Below are 19535 nucleotides of genomic sequence, written 5' to 3' on the forward strand. Positions count from 1 at the left end.
ATGAAGACTGTCGTATGCCTTGGCACCGATACCCGCGCTGCCGAAATGGCCTTCTCGAACAACACCTACATCTCTTCGCCCTCGACCAAACCCGCTGAGGAGAACTACACCGACAAGGGTTACACCCTCGTCGTGCCCAAAGGCTGTGCCGACACCTACCGCGCCGGCATCGAGTGGGCCAAGTTCCCCGTCATCAACGAGTCAACGTCGGCCATCGAAAGCGTTGAAAGCAACAGCACAACGGCCGTTTACGCCACCGCCGACGCCATCGTTGTCGAAGGCGCCGCTGCCGGCACGCCGGTAACCGTCTACGCACTGAGCGGTGCACAGGTGAAAAACGCCGTGGCCGACGGCTCGGCTCTCATGCTGACCCTCGACCAGAAAGGCATCTTCCTGGTAAAAGTGGGCAACGAAGTGTGCAAAGTCGTTCTCTAAACGCTCCGTTTCTCCCATAAAAGCAACCCCGCCGGCGATGAACCGGCGGGGTTTTCTTTCTCCGTAGGGGCCGGGAGACAGGCATCACCAACGATGCCGCCCTTGCTTACAGGCCTCCCCATGCCCTCTGCAACAGTCCCGGAAATGAAAAAAAAACAAAAAAGGCCGCCTGCCCGATGGCAAGCGGCCTTTCCGGCTCTTCAGGTAGGACTTGAACCTACGACCCTCTGATTAACAGTCAGATGCTCTAACCGACTGAGCTACTGAAGAATAAATGGTGTATGTTTCGATTCCGCACCCGGAAATTTTGAAGCTCTTCAGGTAGGACTTGAACCTACGACCCTCTGATTAACAGTCAGATGCTCTAACCGACTGAGCTACTGAAGAAGATAACATTCCTAAAAATGCAGGGCAAAAGTAATGCGTTATTTCCAATTATGCAATATATTTGTAGAAAAATTTCTCATTCTTTTTTGAAAACAACCTCCAAAGATATGCGTAACGTCCTGTTTTCGAACCGGAGTCTGGCTTTAACCGCCGCCCTGCTTCTCACGGGAAATCTCCTCCCGGCACAAAACAACAACAAGACTTTCGACACCGCCAAAAGCATCTCGGTATTCAATTCGGTACTGAAAGAGCTCAACACGCTCTATGTCGACACCTTCGACCTCGACAAGATGGTAGAGAAGGGCATCAACACCATGCTCTACACGCTCGACCCCTACACCACCTACATACCCGAGACCGAGACCGAAGACTTCAAGTTCATGACCACGGGCGAATACGGCGGCATAGGCTCGCTCATCACCTACCGCGACAGCTTCACCTACATCGCCGAACCGTATGAGGGGCTGCCCGCCCAGGTACACGGGCTGAAAGCCGGAGACAAAATCTTACAGGTCGATTCGGTTTCGGCCGTGGGACTGCCGTCGGACAAAGTGAGCGAACGGCTCAAAGGCCCGGCCAACACCATCGTGCGCGTCGTCGTGGAACGCCCCGTGACACTCGACACGCTCACCTTCGACATCGTGCGCAAGAAAATCACCCTGCCGGCCGTTCCCTATTACGGCGTGCGCGACGGGGGAGTGGGTTACATCTACCTGCAAAGTTTCACCGACAAGGCGGCCGCCGAAGTGAAAGAGGCTTTCCTCGACTTGAAAAAGAACCGCCACATCACCTCGCTCGTCCTCGACCTGCGGGGCAACCCCGGCGGTATTCTCGACGAGGCCCTGCAAATCATCAACTACTTCGTGCCCAAAGGCACCGAGATACTCTCGACCCGCGGCCGCATCAGCCAGTGGGACAAGACCTACAAGACCACCCAGAAACCCCTCGACGGGAAAATGCCGATGGTCGTTCTCATCAACGGGGAATCGGCCTCCGCTTCGGAAATCGTAGCCGGTACCCTGCAAGACCTCGACCGCGCCGTCATCGTGGGCGACCGCTCCTTCGGCAAGGGTCTCGTGCAGACTACCCGCCCGATGCCCTACAACGGCATGATAAAAATCACCACCTCGAAATACTACATTCCCAGCGGCCGCTCGATACAGGCCATCGACTATTCGCACCGCAACGCCGCCGGTCGTCCCGAGCGCATTCCCGACAGCCTCACCACCGCCTACACCACGGCCGGAGGCCGCATCGTGCGCGACGGAGGCGGCATCACGCCCGACGTGAAGGTGGAGTTGGAGCAGATTCCCAACATCGTGTATTACCTGGTCAACGACATGCACACCTTCCACTACGCCACCCGCTTTGCCCAGCAACACGACAGCATCGCCCCCATCGAAGAGTTTGTCATCGACGATACCATCTACAACGACTTCAAGGAGTATGTGCGGAGCCAAAACTTCACCTACGACCGCCGCACCCAGAAAGTGCTCGACGAGTTGCGCAAGTGGGCCGAGTTTGAAGGCTACCTCGCCGACATCACCCCCGAAGTCGACTCCCTGTCGAAGAAACTCTCGCACAACCTCGACCACGACTTTGCCAACTTCCGCGACGAAATCGCCGAGCAGCTCGCCTTCGAAATCGTCAAGCGCTATTACTACCAGAAAGGCGAGATATGCGAGAGCCTCAAAAACGACCCCATCGTAAAACGCGCCGAAGAGATACTCCTCGACCGCGAACAGTACCGCGCGATATTGCAACCCGGGAAAGCCTCCGACAAAAAGGAGAAGAAGTCATGAGCGCGACGACACCGCTTCTCGCCCCCTTCTGTTTCTGTCCACACTGCGGGTCGGCCCGGTTTGTCGACAACAACGTCCAGTCGAAACGCTGCCTCGACTGCGGACTCATTTACTACATCAACCCCAAGGCTGCCGTCGTGGCTCTCATCACCAATGACGAAGGCGACATACTCGTGTGCCGCCGCGCCAAGGAACCGGCCAGCGGCACGCTCGACCTGCCGGGAGGATTTACCGACCTCGACGAGACCGCCGAGGAGGCCGTCGCCCGCGAGGTGCGGGAAGAGACCGCGCTCATCGTCGTCTCCACGCGCTACCTCTTCTCCCTGCCCAACCTCTACACCTACGGCGGACTCACCGTGCCCACGATGGACCTCTTCTTCGAATGCCGCGTGGCCGACACACGGGGGCTCGAAGCCCACGACGACGTGGCCGCCGCCCGGTTTATGAAACGCGCCGAAATCGACCCCGCCGACTTCGGGCTGGCCTCGATACGCCGCGGCATCGCCCGCATTCTGGGGCGGGAGGCCGAGTAGCCGCCGCTTCCTTCCACCCCGAGACCCTACCACAACAGATTTGCACCCGTCGCCTCTTCCCCCGACAAGGAAGGAGAGGAGAGGGGAGTCCCCGCGCAATACGCCGCGACAGCACCGTCGCCCGGCGACGGGAGAGGCGGGCGGCCAAGTAGCCGCAGCTCCGCCGGCGGCATAACAAAAAATTTTCACCGGCTTGCCATTGCCCGAGCTTTTCACTACCTTTGTCTTCTCATCAAAACAAGAAATTCCGTGGCAAAAGAGATGGTCGAAACCCCGCTCATGAAGCAGTACATCGAGATGAAAGCCGTTCACCCCGATGCCATACTGCTGTTCAGGGTAGGAGACTTTTACGAAACCTTTTCCGACGACGCCATCACGGCATCGGAAATATTGGGCATCACCCTCACCCGACGCGCCAACGGAGCCGCCCAGTATGTCGAGCTGGCCGGTTTCCCCCACCACGCCCTCGACACCTATCTGCCCAAACTGGTACGCGCCGGCAAACGGGTCGCCATCTGCGAACAGCTCGAAGACCCGAAACTGGCCAAGAAACTCGTCAAGCGCGGCATCACCGAACTGGTAACCCCCGGCGTCTCCATCGACGACAACATACTCGACCACAAGGAAAACAACTTCCTGGCCGGCGTGCACTTCGGCAAGAACGGGCAATGCGGCGTGGCCTTCCTCGACATCTCGACCGGCGAATTTCTCACGGCCGAAGGCACCTACGACTACGTCGACAAACTATTGGGAAATTTCCAGCCCAAAGAAATACTCTTCGAGCGCAGCCACCGCAAGCAGTTCGAGGAGCACTTCGGCAACCGCTACTTCACCTTCGAGCTCGACGACTGGATATTCTCCGAGGAGGCGGCCACCGAACGGCTGCTGCGCCACTTCGGCACCAAGAACCTCAAAGGCTTCGGCGTGCAGAACCTCAAACTGGGCATCGTCGCCTCTGGCGCGCTGCTGCACTACCTCGACATCACCCAGCACACCCACATCGCCCACATACTCTCGCTCGCCCGCATCGAAGCCGACCGCTATGTGCGCCTCGACAAGTTTACCGTGCGCAGCCTCGAACTGCTCTCGACGATGAACGAAGGGGGCAAGAGCCTGCTCGACATCATCGACCGCACGGTGAGCCCCATGGGCGCCCGCCTGCTCAAACGGTGGATTACCTTCCCGCTGAAAGAGGTGGCTCCCATACGCGACCGGCAGGAGGTGGTGGAGTTTTTCTTCCGCCACCCCGAAGCCAAGGAACTCATCGACCGCCAACTCGCGCTCATCGGCGACCTCGAACGCCTCATCTCCAAAGTGGCCGTGGGGCGCATCACACCGCGGGAGACGGTGCAGCTGCGGGTGGCCCTGTCGGCCATCGAGCCGATACGCGACTGCTGCCAGTCGGCCGACGAAGAGGTGCTCCGCCACATCGCCGCGCAACTCAACCCCTGCACCCTCATACGCGACCGCATCGAGCGCGAAATCTCGCCCGACGCCCCCTCGCTCACCAACCGCGGCGGCATCATCGCCCGCGGCGTGAACGCCGAACTCGACGAGCTGCGCGACATCTCGGGCTCGGGCAAGGACTACCTCCTGCACCTGCAACAGCGCGAGAGCGAACGCACCGGCATTCCCAGCCTCAAAATCGGCTACAACAACGTCTTCGGCTACTACATCGAGGTGCGCAACACCCACAAGGACAAGGTGCCCGAAGAGTGGATTCGCAAACAGACCCTCGTCAGCGCCGAGCGCTACATCACCCAGGAACTGAAAGAGTATGAAGAGAAAATCCTCGGTGCCGAGGAGAAGATTCTCTCGCTCGAAACACGCCTCTTCAACGACCTGGTGCAGGCCGTCGCCGACTACATTCCGGCCATACAGCTCGACGCCAACCTCATCGCCCGCATCGACTGCCTGCTCTCCTTCGCCAAGACGGCCGAGGAGAACCACTACATACGTCCCGAGGTGAACGACTCCCTCACCATCGACATCAAGGAGGGTCGGCACCCCGTCATCGAGCGGCAGATGCCTCCCGGCGAAAGCTACATCTCCAACAGCGTAACGCTCGACAACGACCACCAGCAAATCATCATGATAACGGGGCCCAACATGGCCGGCAAGTCGGCCCTGCTGCGACAGACGGCCCTCATCGTCATCATGGCGCAGATAGGCAGTTATGTGCCGGCCGAAGCCGCCCACATAGGCATCGTCGACAAGGTCTTCACCCGTGTGGGCGCCTCGGACAACATCTCGCTGGGCGAGTCGACCTTCATGGTGGAGATGAACGAGGCGGCCGACATTCTCAACAACCTCTCCGACCGCAGCCTCGTGCTCTTCGACGAGCTGGGCCGCGGCACCAGCACCTACGACGGCATCTCCATCGCCTGGGCCATCGTCGAGTACATACACGAGCACCGGCGCGCCCGGGCCAAGACCCTCTTCGCCACCCACTACCACGAGCTCAACGAGATGGAAAAGAGTTTCCGCCGCATCGCCAACTACAACGTGTCGGTAAAGGAGGTCGACAACCGGGTCATCTTCCTGCGCAAACTCGTGCGGGGCGGCAGCGAACACAGCTTCGGTATCCATGTGGCCCGGCTGGCCGGCATGCCCCAAAGCATCGTGCAACGGGCCAACGAAATCCTGCACCAGCTCGAAGCCGACAACCGCCAGAACGGCATCGCCGTGCCCCAGGAAAAGAAAAAAACATCGACCAGTGGCGGCGGAGGCATGCAACTCAGCTTCTTCCAGCTCGACGACCCCGTGCTCTCGCAGGTGCGCGACGAGATTCTCCACACCGACATCAACAACCTCACCCCCGTGGAGGCACTCAACAAACTCAACGACATACGCAAAATCATTACCGGCAAATAACCCATGACCGCACAAGACTTTGAAATCATGGCCCCGGTGGGGTCGTACGAATCGCTCACCGCCGCCATTCAGGGAGGCGCCAACTCGATATACTTCGGCGTCGAAGGGCTGAACATGCGGGCCCGCAGCTCCAACAACTTCACCCTCGACGACCTGCGCGAGATAGCCCGCATCTGCCGGGAACACGGCCTGAAAAGCTACCTCACCGTCAACACGGTCATCTACGACAGCGACATCGCCCTCATGCGGCGCATCATCGACGCCGCCAGCAACGCCGGCATCTCGGCCATCATCGCCAGCGACATCGCCGCCATGACCTACGCCCGCAGCATCGGGGTGGAAGTGCACCTGTCGACCCAACTCAACATCACCAACGTCGAGGCTCTCGAATTTTACGCCCGCTTTGCCGATGTCGTGGTGCTCGCCCGCGAGCTCAACCTCGACCAGGTGGCCCATATCCACGCCGAAATCGAACGCCGCCACATCACCGGCCCGGGCGGCAAGCCGGTGCGCATCGAGATGTTTGCCCACGGCGCCCTGTGCATGGCCGTCTCGGGCAAGTGCTACCTGAGCCTCCACGAGATGAACGCCTCGGCCAACCGCGGCGCCTGCATGCAGGTGTGCCGCCGCGGCTACACCGTGCGCGACAAGGAGAGCGACATCGAACTCGACATTGACAACCAATATATCCTGTCGCCCAAAGACCTGAAAACCATACACTTCATCAACCGCATGATGGAAGCCGGCGTGCGCGTGTTCAAAATCGAAGGCCGCGCCCGCAGCGCCGAGTATGTGCGCACCGTCGTCGAGTGTTACCACGAGGCCGTGGAGAGCGTCATCGACGGCAGCTACGGCGACGAGAAAATCGCCGCCTGGGACAACCGCCTGGCCAAAGTCTTCAACCGCGGATTCTGGAACGGCTACTACCTCGGCCAGCGGCTGGGCGAGTGGAGCCACACCTACGGCTCCGAAGCCACCCGCGTGAAGGTCTACATAGGCAAGGGGGTGAAATACTACTCCAACCTCGGGGTGGCCGAGTTTGTCGTCGAGACCCAGTCGCTGCACGTCGGCGACGAAATCGTCATCACCGGCCCCACGACGGGAGCCATCATCACCACCGTCGAAGAGATGCGCGTCGACCTCAAACCGGTCGAGGAAGCCGTCAAGGGCGACCACTTCTCGATAAAGCTCGACCAGAAGATACGCCCCTCGGACAAGCTCTACAAATGGGTCGCCCCCGAAACCCTCAAACGATGAAGCGCGAAACGCCCGTAACCGTCCCCACCGACGACGGCTCGCCCACCCTCTACCTGCCCGCCCTCGACGAACACTACCACTCGGTGAGAGGAGCCGTGGCCGAATCGATGCACGTCTACATCAAGACCGGCCTCGAAGCCTGCGGGCGGGAAACGGTCGACCTCTTTGAGTGCGGCTTCGGCACCGGACTCAACGCCTTCCTCACCCTGCTGGCCGCCGGGCAAAGCCGCCGGCACATACACTACACCGTCGTCGAAGCCTTCCCGCTCGATGCCGCACAGGCCATCGGCCTTGCCTACCCCGAAACGATACAGCCCGGCAGCCGTCCCCTCTTCGAGCAGCTGCACCGCTGCGAGTGGGAGAGGGAGGTGGCCATCACCCCCTGTTTCACCCTCCACAAAATCGAGACCGACCTCACCCGCCACCCCTTGGGCGACGAACGCTACGACGTCATCTACTATGACGCCTTCGCCCCCGAGAAACAGCCCGAGCTGTGGAGCGCCGAACTGCTGGGTCGTGTCGCCCGCTCCCTGCGCAGGGGAGGGGTGCTCTCGACCTACTGCGCCAAAGGCGAGGTGCGCCGCCGTCTGCAACAAGCGGGGCTCACCGTGCAACGCACCTCCGGCCCTCCGGGCGGGAAACGCGAAATCCTGCAAGCCCGACGACCCGACGACGCCTCCCGCACCGGCACATAAAAAAATAAGTTAATAACCCGGTCGACAAAGAAGCGATACGAAGTTTTTCCTATTTTTGTTTCAAAGATTTACCGACATGAAAAAAACGACCCTGCGACATATTGCCTGCACCCTGCTGTGCAGCCTGCTGCCATTCACCGGTGAGGCACAAAAAGCCGTCCGCATCGAACAACCCGCCTACACCTTCGACCGCGCCCAACAAATGTTCAACGAAGGGAACTACGCCGGTTGCATCGACCTCATGACAGAATACCGCAAAGGAGCCACCCGCACCATCGACAAGGCCAAGGCCGACTTCCTGATAGCCGCTTCGTCCTATGCCGCCAAGGAGCCGAACGCCCTCGTCCTCATCGAGAATTACCTCGCCCGGCACCCCAAGACCCCGCACAGCGCCGAAGCCCAACTCCTGCGGGGACATTGCTACTTCGACCGCGGCGACGACGACAAGGCACTCGAAATATACCAGTCCATCGACCTCGACAAACTCGCACCCGAAGACCAGTCCGACCTGCTGCTGCACCTCGGCTGCACCTACATCGAACAGGGTGAGACCGACAAAGCCGCCCCTTGCTTCGCCGCCATCATCGAGGTAGGAGGCCCGCACCAGAAAGCCGCCCTCTACCACGACGCCCACCGCCGATACCTCGAAGGCGAATACGCCGGCGCCGAGAGCGAACTCACCCCCATTATCGACGACAAGACATTTGCCCGCCCGGCCACGGCACTGCTTGCCCAATGCCGCTTCGCCAAAGAGAAATACCCCGAAGCCATCGAAACGGCTGGCCAATACATGGAACGCTATCCCGCCGACTCGACCTACTACGAGATGGAACGCATTCTCGGCGAGAGCTACTACCGCTCGGGCGACAACGCACAAGCCATCAAATACCTCTCGGGCTACACCACCTATTGCGCCATGTCGCAACGCAGCAGCCACTATGCCTTGGGCATGGCCTACTACCAAACGGGAAAATACCTCGAAGCCATCGACCAACTGGGACACGTCACCACCCAAAACGACGCCTTGGCACAAAGCGCCTACCTCTTCATCGGGCAGAGCTACCTGCGGCTCAACGACCCCACCAACGCCCGGCTGGCCTTCGAGATGGCCTCACGCTACGACTACGACCCGCAGGTGCAGGAGGCAGCCCTCTACAACTACGCCCTCACGCTGCACGCCGCCACCTTCTCGCCCTTTGCCGAGTCGGTCACCGTCTTTGAGAAATTCCTCAACCTCTTCCCCCGGTCGCGCCATGCCGACACCATCAACGACTACCTCGTCGACGTCTACATGACCACCCGCAACTACGAGAGCGCCCTCAACTCCATCAACAAGATACAGCACCCCACCGCCAAAATCTACACCGCCAAACAACGTATCCTCTACCGGCTGGGAACCGAACGCTTCGCCAACAACGACCTGAAAAAAGCGGCCGACTACTTCACCCAGGCCACCCTCCTCGGCAACTATGACCGGGAAGCCAAGGCCGATGCCTATCTGTGGCTCGCCGAGTGCCTCTACCGCGAAGGAAATTATGCCGAAGCCGTGAAAAACGACCGCCTCTACCTGCAAACCACCGCCACGGCCGACCCGCTGGCCTACTACAACCTCGGGTACGGCTACTTCAAGCAGCACGACTTCGGCGAGGCGCAGACCCAGTTTGCCCACTATATCAAGACCGAGACCCCCAACGACGCCCACCTCCCGCGCATCGCCGACGCCTGCACCCGACTGGCCGACTGCCTCTACGGGCAGCGCCGCTTTGCCGATGCCGGCTCAGCCTATGACAAGGCCGTCGCCCTCTACCCGGCAACAGGCGACTATGCCCTCTTCCAGAAAGGATTCATGGCCGGCCTGCAAAAAAAATACGCCGAAAAGACGGCCATCATGCAAGAATTGCGGCAAAGCTACCCGCAGTCGGACTATGTCGATGACGCCTGGCTCGAAGAGGGCTTGGCCCATGTCGTCCTCCAAGACGGGAAAGCCGCAGCCTGCTTCACCGCCCTGCTCGAAAAATATCCCGACCAGGAGACCGCCCGCAAAGCCGGCGTGCAACTGGGCATGTTCTACTACAACAGCCAGCAACCCCAGAAAGCCATCGCCACCTACAAAAGCGTCATCGCCGACTATCCCGGCACCGAAGAGGCACACATCGCCCTCCAAGACCTCAAAGCCGTGTATGTGGCACAGAACGACGTCGACACCTACGCCGCCTACCTGAAAACCCTCGGCGGAAACGTCTCGACCGAAATATCGGAACTCGACTCCCTCTCGTTCCTCACCGCCGAACGCGCCTTCCTCAAAACCCCCAACGCCGCCTCGGCCACGCAACTCGAAAACTATCTCAAAAAATATCCCAAAGGCGCCTACACCCTGCCCACCCACAACTACCTGGGACTCTACTATTACGACAAGAAAGCCTACGACAAAGCCCGCAAGAAGTTCCAAGCCGTGCTCAAAGTGCCCAACAACCCCTACACCGAAGAGGCCCTTGCCCGGCTGGCCGACATACAGGAAAAAACCAAGGAATACCCCGAAGCCTATGTCAGCTACCAGAAACTCGAACGCATCGCCAAGAACAAGGAGAGTCGACAGAACGCCCGCCTCGGCATGCTGCGCAACGCCGTGCAGCTGGGCGACAACAACGCCGTGATAGAAGTATCGGCACGCCTGCTGGCCGACCCCACCCTCTCGCCCGAACACGTCGCCACCGCCCGCTCGGCGCGCGCCAAGAGCTTCATCGCACGGGGCGACTCGGCACAAGCCGCCGGCGAATGGGAAAAACTCGCCGAAGACCCCCGCACCGAGACCGGAGCCCAATCGGCCTACCTCCTGGCCCAATACTACCATGACAAAGGCGACGACACCCAGGCCGAAGCCGTCGTCAACCAACTGCTCGAAAACGGCACCTCGCACCAGTACTGGTTGGCCCGCAGCTTCATCGTGCTGGCCGATGTCTATGCCCGCCGGGGCGACACCTTCAAAGCACGCCAATACCTGCTGAGCCTGCAAAACAACTACACCGCCGATGACGACATCAAAGAACGGGTCGCCGTCCGCCTCGAAAAACTTGAAACCACAAACACCGACGCCCAATGAAAACCCACTATATCACCCCCCTGCTCCTGGCCCTGCCCCTCCTCGGCGCAACCGCCCAGACCTCCAATAAATCATCGCTCCAACGCGCCGTAACCATCGAAAAGGAGTTTACCCCCATCGTGCAAGACGCCTCGAAAATCAACGTCATGCCCGAGATGGAAGTGTCGGCCTCGGAACGTCCCGACATCAAATACACCGAGTGGAAAAGCGCCCGCGACGAAGCACCCACCCTCGACACGCTCGCGGCCGGAAAAGGAGGCGTCGAAGCCCCCGACCGCCAAAGGGGATATGCCCGGATAGAGATGGGCAACTACCTCAACATCAATGCCAACGCCGGCGTTCGTATCATCGACAAGTCGCGAGACCAACTGCTCTTGTGGTATCGGCACAACTCGACCAACGGCACCCTCTCTTACCTCACCGACAACGAAAAGACCCACCAGCGCCGCAACGACAACAAACTGCATCTGGCCTATACCCACACCTTCGACCGCGCCACCTGGAACACATCGGCCTACTACCGCTACAACGGGTTCAACTACTACGGCATGCCCCTCTACGACGTCGATAAAAACCGACTCACGGGGCTCAGCACCACCACCGACCAGCAGACCGTGCAACACTACGGCATCGACACCCGCATCACCTCGAAACCCAACCGCCACATCAACTACACCGCCGAGATAAGCTACCGGGGCTACAACAGCGACCTGGGACTCTTCTACGGACAGCGCGGCGTGCTCGAAAACCACCTCTCCACCCGCATCGACGGCAACGCGCCCCTCGGCAAGCACTACAACATAGGCGTCGCCGTGGGCATGGACAACCTCATCTACAACCGCACCGCGAGAGAAAACTACACCGTGCTGCACGCCAACCCCTATTTCGGCATCGAAAAAGAGCACCTGAAATTCAAGGCCGGCGTGCTCATCGACCTGTCGATTCACGACAACACCATCTTCCGCATCGCCCCCGACGTGCAGCTGGAATGGGAATTTGAGAAACTCTGGTTCCTCTACTCCCGGCTCACCGGAGGCAAGACCCTCAACACCTGGGAAAAGATGAGCGCCATCACCGCCTATGTCGACCCCAGCAGCCCGATGAACAATACCTACACGCCGGCCGATTTCACCGTGGGGTTGCGCACCGCCACCTTCAAGCAGCTGCACTTCACCCTCTACGGCGGCATCAAGTACAGCATCGACGCCCTCTTCGACTACCGCTGGCAATACATCGAGGCCACCGGCACCAGCGGTCGCCTCACCCGCCCCGTCGTCAGCTTCTACGCCGCCGACGCCTATGCCTGGAAAGCCGGCTTCGAGATACAATACAACCCGCGGGACTTCTTCCACGCCCACCTCGTTTGGGAACACAACGAGTGGCGCAACAAAGCCGGGAAACAACGCATACTCTCGGCTCAACCCCGCAACGAGTGGAAAGCCGGCGTAACGGTGGTGCCCATTCGCCCGCTCGACATCTCGGCCGACCTCTACTTTGCCGACGGCCTCGGATACCGCAACCGCGTAGAGGGCATGGTCGACTATCCCTCGTCGGGAAACCTGCCCAACATCGTCACCCTCAACCTCGGCGCCATCTACCGCCTCAACAAGCACATACACTTCTCGGCACAGTTCAACAACCTGCTCTCAAAACGCACCGACCTCTATTACGGAATGCCGGCACAACGCTTCCATTTCCTCTTGGGAGCAGGTGTCGTTTTCTGAGATTTTAGAACCATAAAAAAAATTTTAACGACAAAATAGCTGACTGTCAATCGCTTTTTTTCTACTTTTGCAGGCGAAAATAAAAGAAGCGACAGAAAATGCCGAAGAATTTAGTCATTGTAGAGTCTCCTGCCAAGGCAAAAACGATTGAAAAATTTTTAGGAAAAGACTATAAGGTCCTATCGAGTTACGGCCATATCCGAGACCTGAAAAAGAAAGATTTCAGCGTCGACGTAAACCACGACTTCACCCCCATATACGAAATCCCCTCCGACAAGAAGCACCTCGTCGAAACCCTCAAAGCCGAAGCCGCCAAAGCCGACATGGTGTGGCTCGCTTCCGATGAAGACCGCGAAGGAGAAGCCATCGCCTGGCACCTCTACGAGGTACTCGGGCTCAACCCCGAAAAGACCCGGCGCATCGTCTTCCACGAAATCACCAAAAGCGCCATACTCAACGCCATCGAGCACCCCCGCAACATCGACATCGACCGCGTCAACGCCCAGCAGGCCCGCCGCGTGCTCGACCGCATCGTGGGCTTCGAGCTCTCGCCCGTGCTGTGGAAAAAGGTGAAACCCGCCCTCTCGGCCGGCCGCGTGCAATCGGTCGCCGTGCGCCTCATCGTCGAGCGCGAGAAAGAGATAGAGCAGTTCCGCAGCGAAGCCGCCTACCGCGTGGTAGCCACCTTCGCCGTAGCCACACCGGAGGGAGAATCCGTCGAGATGAAAGCCGAGCTCAACACCCGACTCAAAACCAAAGAAGAGGCCCTCGCCCTGCTCGAAGCCTGCCGCGACGCCCGCTTCACCATCGAAGAGGTGCAGGTAAAGCCCGCCCGCAAATCGCCCGCCGCCCCCTTCACCACCTCGACCCTGCAACAGGAAGCCTCGCGCAAACTGGGGCTCTCGGTGGCACAGACCATGATTATCGCCCAGCGCCTCTACGAGTCGGGATTCATCACCTACATGCGTACCGACTCGGTCAACCTCTCGACCCTCGCCCTGGGGACCTCCAAAAACGAGATTCTCAACAACTGGGGCGAAGCCTACCTCCACACGCGCAACTATCACACCAAGACCAAAGGCGCCCAAGAAGCCCACGAGGCCATACGCCCCACCTACATCGACCACCACGACATCGAAGGGTCGGCACAGGAAAAACGGCTCTACGAGCTCATTTGGAAACGCACCATCGCCTCCCAGATGAGCGACGCCGAGATAGAAAAGACCACTGCCGTCATCGACATCTCGGGGCGCAAGGAGAAATTCATCGCCACGGGCGAAGTACTGAAATTCGACGGTTTCCTGCGCGTCTACAACGAGTCGACCGACGACGAAAGCGAGAACGGCGAAGGCAACGGCAAAATGCTGCCGCCCCTCTCGACCGGAGCCACCCTGCCGGCTCTCACCGTCGAAGCGACCGAACGCTTCACCCAACGGCCGCCCCGCTACACCGAAGCCTCGCTCGTGCGCAAACTCGAAGAGCTGGGCATCGGCCGCCCCTCGACCTACGCCCCCACCATATCGACCATACAGCAACGCGAATATGTGGAACGCGGCGACCGTCCCGGTACCGAACGCGCCTACAACACGCTCACCCTCTCGCTCAAAAGCGGGAAAATCACCGATAAGGAAAAGACCGAAATCGTCGGAGCGGAAAAAGGCAAACTGTTGCCCACCGACATCGGTATCGTCGTCAACGACTTCCTCACCGAGCATTTCCCCGACATACTCAACTACAACTTCACGGCACAGGTCGAAAGCAAGTTCGACGAAGTGGCCGAGGGCAAAATCGAGTGGAACAAATCAATCGACGACTTCTACAAACTCTTCCACCCCGTGGTCGAAGAAGCCCTCTCGCTGCGACTCGAACACCGCGTGGGCGAACGCCAACTCGGTACCGACCCCAAAAGCGGACGCCCCGTATCGGTGAAGATAGGCCGCTTCGGCCCCCTCGTGCAAATCGGGCTCCCCGAAGACAAGGAAAAACCCCTCTTCGCCTCGCTGCAAAAGGGCCAATCGATCAACACCATCACCCTCGACGAGGCTCTCAAACTCTTTGACCTGCCCCGCACGCTGGGCGAGTACGAAGGCCAAACCATCACCGTGTCGACCGGCCGCTTCGGCCCCTACGTCCGCCACAACGGCAAATATGTATCGCTGCCCAAAGAGTACGCGCCGCAGACCGTCACCTACGACGAAGCCGTGGCCCTCATCGAGAAAAAACGCGAAGAAGAGAAAAACCGCCTCATCAAGAGTTTCCCCGAAAACAGCGACCTCGAAATCCTCAACGGCCGCTTCGGCCCCTACATCGCCTACAAGGGCAAGAACTACAAGATACCCAAAGGCACCCAGCCCGAAGGACTGTCGAGCGACGACTGCCTGAAAATCATCGAGAGCGACAGCCAGCCCAAAGCCAAACCCCGCCGGGCGCCCCGCAAGAAATAAGAGACAAGGGTGGGAGGGAAGCTCCCGCCACAAGGCCACGATAGAAGAAAGGCATCGGATTTTTCCGATGCCTTTCTTATTATGTCCCTAAACGAAGAAAAGAGCGTAAAAAGATAGAGCCGGAGAGGGGCTGAGAGCCTAATTACGGCTCGGGCTGCGAGAGCAGCAGCTCCTCCACGCGGTCGAGAATAGGGTAGAGGTCGGCCAGCGTCTCGGCCCGCAACATGGCAATGCGTGTCTCGCGGAAGTGGGGGATACCCTTGAAAAGCGGAGTGGCCGCCAGGTGGCGCCGTATGTGCAGAATGCCGCGACGCTCGTCGAGCCGCGCGACGCTCTCGCGCAACTGGCGCCGCAAGACCTCCATCTTGGCACTCACCGGCAAGGGGGTGACGGAGCCCTCGCGCAGATACTGTTTCATCTCGTCGAAAATCCACGGCGCCCCTATCGACGCCCGGCCCACCATCACGCCGTCGACCCCGTAGCGGTCGAACGCCTCGCGCGCTTTCTCGGGCGTGGTGATGTCGCCGTTGCCGATAATGGGAATCGTCATGCGGGGATTCTCCTTCACCCGTCCGATGAGCGACCAGTCGGCCTCGCCCGTGTACATCTGGCTGCGGGTGCGGCCGTGAATGGCCAGGGCGGCAATGCCGCAATCCTGCAACTGCTCGGCCAGCTCCACGATGATGCGCGAGTCGTGGTCCCAGCCCAGGCGGGTCTTCACCGTCACGGGCAGCTTCACCGCCTGCACCACCGCCCGGGTGATGGCCAGCAGCAGCGGCACGTTGCGCAACATGCCCGACCCGGCACCCTTGCCGGCCACCTTCTTCACCGGGCAACCGAAGTTGAGGTCGATGACATCGGGTCGCGCCGCCTCGCAGATGCGCGCCGCCTCAACCATCGAGTCGACGTCGCGGCCGTAAATCTGTATCGCCACCGGCCGTTCGGCCTCGGCAATGGAGAGCTTGGCCTGGGTCTTCCCCACGAAACGAATGAGGGCGTCGCTCGACACAAACTCGGTCGTCACCATGTCGGCGCCGAACTCCTTGCACAGGAGGCGGAAGGGGCCATTGGTCACATCTTCCATCGGAGCGAGGAAGAGCGGGCGTTCACCCAAATCGATTGTCCCGATTTTCATGCTGTCACAAATTAGGAATTGAGCTGCAAAAATAGCACATTTTCAGCACGGCGCCGCCGCTCCCCGCCGAAAAACGAAACCCGGGTTCCCCACGACACCCCGAACGGCCTCCCGGCCAAAACGCGAAAAGCGGCCGAAATCGTCGTAATGCGACGGTTTTTTATCACCATCTCTTTTTTTTTATTACTTTTGCAACGCTTAATAGGGTAAATTACCGCCCCAAATCGAAAAAAACGATGGAATATAATTTCAGAGAAATCGAACAGAAGTGGCAAAAATACTGGAAAGAGAACCACACCTACCACGTCACCGAAAACCCGGACAAACCCAAATACTATGTGCTGGACATGTTTCCCTACCCCTCGGGAGCCGGCCTGCATGTAGGCCACCCGCTCGGGTATATCGCCTCGGATATTTACGCCCGCTTCAAACGACTCAAAGGATTCAACGTGCTGCACCCCATGGGCTACGACGCCTACGGGTTGCCCGCCGAACAATATGCCATACAGACGGGACAACACCCCGCCATCACCACCGAAAAGAACATCAACCGTTATCGCGAACAACTCGACAAAATCGGGTTCTGTTTCGACTGGGACCGTGAGATACGCACCTGCGAACCCGAATATTACAAATGGACGCAGTGGGCCTTCATACAGATGTTCAACAGTTACTACGACTACAACGAGCAGAAAGCGCTCCCCATCAACACCCTCATCGAAGCCTTCGAGACCAACGGTACCGAAGAGCTCAACGTCGCCTGCTCCGAAGAACTCACCTTCACCGCCGACGAGTGGTGCGCCATGAGCGAGGAGGAGCAGCAGAAAACCCTGCTCAACTACCGCATCGCCTACCTCGGCGACACGATGGTGAACTGGTGCCCCCAACTGGGTACCGTGCTGGCCAACGACGAAGTGAGCGAAGGGCTCTCGGTACGCGGCGGATACCCCGTCGAGCAAAAGGTGATGCGCCAATGGTGCCTCCGCGTCTCGGCCTATGCCCAACGCCTGCTCGACGGCCTCGACACCATCGACTGGACCGACTCCCTCAAAGAGACCCAGCGCAACTGGATAGGCCGCTCCGAAGGTGCCGAGATGGAGTTCAAGGTCGTCAACAGCGACGTCACCTTCACCATCTTCACCACCCGCGCCGACACCATCTTCGGGGTCACCTTCATGGTACTCGCCCCCGAAAGCGAATATGTGGCACAGGTAACCACCCCCGCACAGAAAGCCGCCGTCGACGCTTACCTCGACCAAATCAAGCACCGCACCGAACGCGAACGCATGATGGACCGCAGCGTGACCGGTGTCTTCTCGGGCGCATACGCCGTCAACCCCCTCAACGGGAAAGAGATTCCCATCTGGATAAGCGACTATGTACTGGCCGGCTACGGTACCGGCGCCATCATGGCCGTACCCGCCCACGACAGCCGCGACTACGCCTTTGCCAAGCACTTCGACCTGCCCATCATTCCCCTCATCGAGGGCTGCGACGTGTCGCAGGAGAGCTTCGACGCCAAAGAGGGCATCATGATAAACTCCTGCGGCAACGGGCTCGACCTCAACGGACTCACCGTGAAAGAGGCCATCGCCAAGACCAAAGCCTTCATCAAGGAAAAAGGACTGGGACGCGTCAAGGTCAACTACCGCCTGCGCGACGCCATATTCAGCCGCCAGCGCTACTGGGGCGAACCCTTCCCCGTCTACTACAAAAACGGGCTACCCTACATGCTCGACGAGAGCCGTCTGCCCCTGCTGCTGCCCGGCATCGACAAGTTCCTCCCCACCGAACAGGGCGAGCCCCCATTGGGACGCGCCAAGAACTGGGAAACCGAGGAGCACTTCCCCCTCGAGCTCTGCACCATGCCGGGATTTGCCGGTTCGTCGGCCTACTACCTGCGTTACATGGACCCGCACAACGACGCCTCCCTCGTGTCGGAGGAGGCCAACACCTACTGGCGCAACGTCGACCTCTATGTGGGAGGCACCGAGCACGCCACGGGACACCTCATTTACAGCCGCTTCTGGAACAAGTTCCTCTATGACATCGGCATCGTGTGCGAAGACGAGCCCTTCAAGAAACTCGTCAACCAGGGCATGATACAGGGACGCTCCAACTTCGTGTACCGCATCAAGGACACCAACACGTTTGTCTCCTACAACCTCAAAGACCAATACGATACCACCCCCATACACGTCGACGTAAACATCGTCAGCAACGACGTGCTCGACCTCGAAGCCTTCCGCAACTGGCGCCCCGACTACAAAGACGCCGAGTTTGTGCTCGAAGACGGCCGCTACATCTGCGGCTGGGCCGTGGAGAAGATGTCGAAGTCGATGTTCAACGTCGTCAACCCCGACGACATCGTCGAACGCTACGGCGCCGACACGTTGCGTCTCTACGAGATGTTCCTCGGCCCCATCGAGCAGAGCAAACCGTGGGACACCAACGGCATCGACGGCGTGCACCGTTTCCTCAAAAAATTCTGGAACCTCTTCTACGATGGCGACAACCTCGCCCTCACCGACGGCAAACCCTCGAAAGAGGAACTCAAAAGCCTGCACAAGCTCATCAAGAAAGTGAGCGGCGACATCGAGACCTTCTCCTACAACACCTCGGTGAGCGCCTTCATGATATGCATCAATGAGCTCACCGCCCTGAAATGCCGCAACCGCCAGATACTCGAACCCATCGTCGTGCTGCTCGCGCCGTTTACCCCGCACCTGAGCGAAGAGCTGTGGCACACGCTGGGGCACACCACCTCGGTGTGCGACGCCCAGTGGCCGACCTACAACGAAGAGTACCTCAAAGAAGACACGGTCAACTATGCCGTTTCGTTCAACGGCAAGGTACGCTTCAACCTCGAATTCCCGGCCGATGCGTCCCGCGAAGCAATCGAAGAGGCGACCTTGGCTCACGAAAACTCGGCCAAGTGGCTCGACGGAAAAAGCATCAAGAAGGTCATTGTCGTACCCGGAAAACTCATCAACATCGTGGTCGGATAATCTCCCTCCACCTCACATCATTTCAACCGAGGCCGCGCAAACATGTGCGGCCTCGGTTTTTAGTCCCCCCCGAAGAAAAGCCCACCGGTAACACGCCTTCGCCCCAAACCGTCACCCGACAAAACGAGAACTGAGAACACA

11 protein-coding genes and 2 tRNA genes are annotated in these 19535 nt (G+C 59.4%); 10 read left to right on the forward strand and 3 right to left on the reverse strand.

Translation table 11 applies throughout. From position 1 onward, the window contains the following. A partial coding sequence (locus IAD09_04410; protein ID HIT81467.1) for a hypothetical protein occupies nt 1-435 on the forward strand: 435 nt, incomplete at its 5' end. 196 nt (nt 436-631) lie between these two features. Here IAD09_04410 and IAD09_04415 read toward each other — a convergent pair. Then, a tRNA-Asn gene (locus IAD09_04415) sits at nt 632-705 on the reverse strand. Nucleotides 706-748: 43 nt separating this feature from the next. Next, nucleotides 749-822: transfer RNA gene (locus tag IAD09_04420), tRNA-Asn, on the reverse strand. A gap of 107 nt (nt 823-929) precedes the next feature. Here IAD09_04420 and IAD09_04425 point away from each other — a divergent pair. From IAD09_04425 to topA, 8 genes are all read left to right on the forward strand, one after another. Then, nucleotides 930-2624 carry a S41 family peptidase gene (locus IAD09_04425; GenBank protein HIT81468.1) on the forward strand — a complete coding sequence of 565 codons (1695 nt, stop codon included), beginning with the start codon at nt 930-932 and terminating at the stop codon, nt 2622-2624. Continuing rightward, entirely contained in the window at nt 2621-3157 is a 537-nt protein-coding gene (locus tag IAD09_04430; protein HIT81469.1) for an NUDIX domain-containing protein, read from the forward strand. Before IAD09_04425 ends, IAD09_04430 begins: the two co-directional genes overlap by 4 nt. A 261-nt stretch (nt 3158-3418) precedes the next feature. Then, nucleotides 3419-6031: a DNA mismatch repair protein MutS gene (mutS, locus tag IAD09_04435; protein HIT81470.1), complete on the forward strand. Its 2613-nt coding sequence runs from the start codon at nt 3419-3421 to the stop codon at nt 6029-6031. 3 nt (nt 6032-6034) lie between these two features. After that, nucleotides 6035-7288, forward strand: coding sequence for a U32 family peptidase (locus tag IAD09_04440; GenBank protein ID HIT81471.1), 1254 nt, complete (start codon nt 6035-6037; stop codon nt 7286-7288). Further along, nucleotides 7285-7983, forward strand: a complete 699-nt coding sequence (gene mnmD / locus IAD09_04445) for a tRNA (5-methylaminomethyl-2-thiouridine)(34)-methyltransferase MnmD (protein ID HIT81472.1) — start codon at nt 7285-7287, stop codon at nt 7981-7983. The genes IAD09_04440 and mnmD overlap by 4 nt, the downstream gene beginning before the upstream one ends. A 76-nt stretch (nt 7984-8059) precedes the next feature. Further along, nucleotides 8060-11083, forward strand: coding sequence for a tetratricopeptide repeat protein (locus IAD09_04450; protein HIT81473.1), 3024 nt, complete (start codon nt 8060-8062; stop codon nt 11081-11083). After that, entirely contained in the window at nt 11080-12807 is a 1728-nt protein-coding gene (locus IAD09_04455; GenBank protein HIT81474.1) for a TonB-dependent receptor, read from the forward strand. Before IAD09_04450 ends, IAD09_04455 begins: the two co-directional genes overlap by 4 nt. Before the next feature lie 98 nt (nt 12808-12905). Then, a complete protein-coding gene (gene topA / locus IAD09_04460) occupies nt 12906-15251 on the forward strand; it encodes a type I DNA topoisomerase (protein HIT81475.1) in 2346 nt (781 codons plus the stop codon). Nucleotides 15252-15393: 142 nt separating this feature from the next. Here topA and dusB read toward each other — a convergent pair whose 3' ends face one another. Then, entirely contained in the window at nt 15394-16386 is a 993-nt protein-coding gene (gene dusB / locus IAD09_04465) for a tRNA dihydrouridine synthase DusB (protein ID HIT81476.1), read from the reverse strand. Between the two features lie 236 nt (nt 16387-16622). Between dusB and IAD09_04470 the strand changes: the two genes are divergently transcribed. After that, nucleotides 16623-19394 (forward strand): leucine--tRNA ligase, encoded by a 2772-nt coding sequence (locus tag IAD09_04470; protein HIT81477.1) that lies wholly within the window; start codon nt 16623-16625, stop codon nt 19392-19394. Nucleotides 19395-19535: the final 141 nt, after the last annotated feature.

Origin of the sequence: Candidatus Caccoplasma merdavium, assembly GCA_018715595.1 — a bacterium.
Lineage (GTDB): Bacteria > Bacteroidota > Bacteroidia > Bacteroidales > UBA11471 > Caccoplasma > Caccoplasma merdavium.

Excerpts from the sequence above, each read along its gene's own strand:
- IAD09_04425 (HIT81468.1), top strand. The coding sequence starts at position 930 with ATGCGTAACGTCCTGTTTTCGAACCGGAGTCTGGCTTTAACCGCCGCC.
- IAD09_04430 (HIT81469.1), top strand. The coding sequence starts at position 2,621 with ATGAGCGCGACGACACCGCTTCTCGCCCCCTTCTGTTTCTGTCCACAC.
- mutS (HIT81470.1), top strand. The coding sequence starts at position 3,419 with ATGGTCGAAACCCCGCTCATGAAGCAGTACATCGAGATGAAAGCCGTT.
- IAD09_04440 (HIT81471.1), top strand. The coding sequence starts at position 6,035 with ATGACCGCACAAGACTTTGAAATCATGGCCCCGGTGGGGTCGTACGAA.
- mnmD (HIT81472.1), top strand. The coding sequence starts at position 7,285 with ATGAAGCGCGAAACGCCCGTAACCGTCCCCACCGACGACGGCTCGCCC.
- IAD09_04450 (HIT81473.1), top strand. The coding sequence starts at position 8,060 with ATGAAAAAAACGACCCTGCGACATATTGCCTGCACCCTGCTGTGCAGC.
- IAD09_04455 (HIT81474.1), top strand. The coding sequence starts at position 11,080 with ATGAAAACCCACTATATCACCCCCCTGCTCCTGGCCCTGCCCCTCCTC.
- topA (HIT81475.1), top strand. The coding sequence starts at position 12,906 with ATGCCGAAGAATTTAGTCATTGTAGAGTCTCCTGCCAAGGCAAAAACG.
- dusB (HIT81476.1), bottom strand. The coding sequence starts at position 16,386 with ATGAAAATCGGGACAATCGATTTGGGTGAACGCCCGCTCTTCCTCGCT.
- IAD09_04470 (HIT81477.1), top strand. The coding sequence starts at position 16,623 with ATGGAATATAATTTCAGAGAAATCGAACAGAAGTGGCAAAAATACTGG.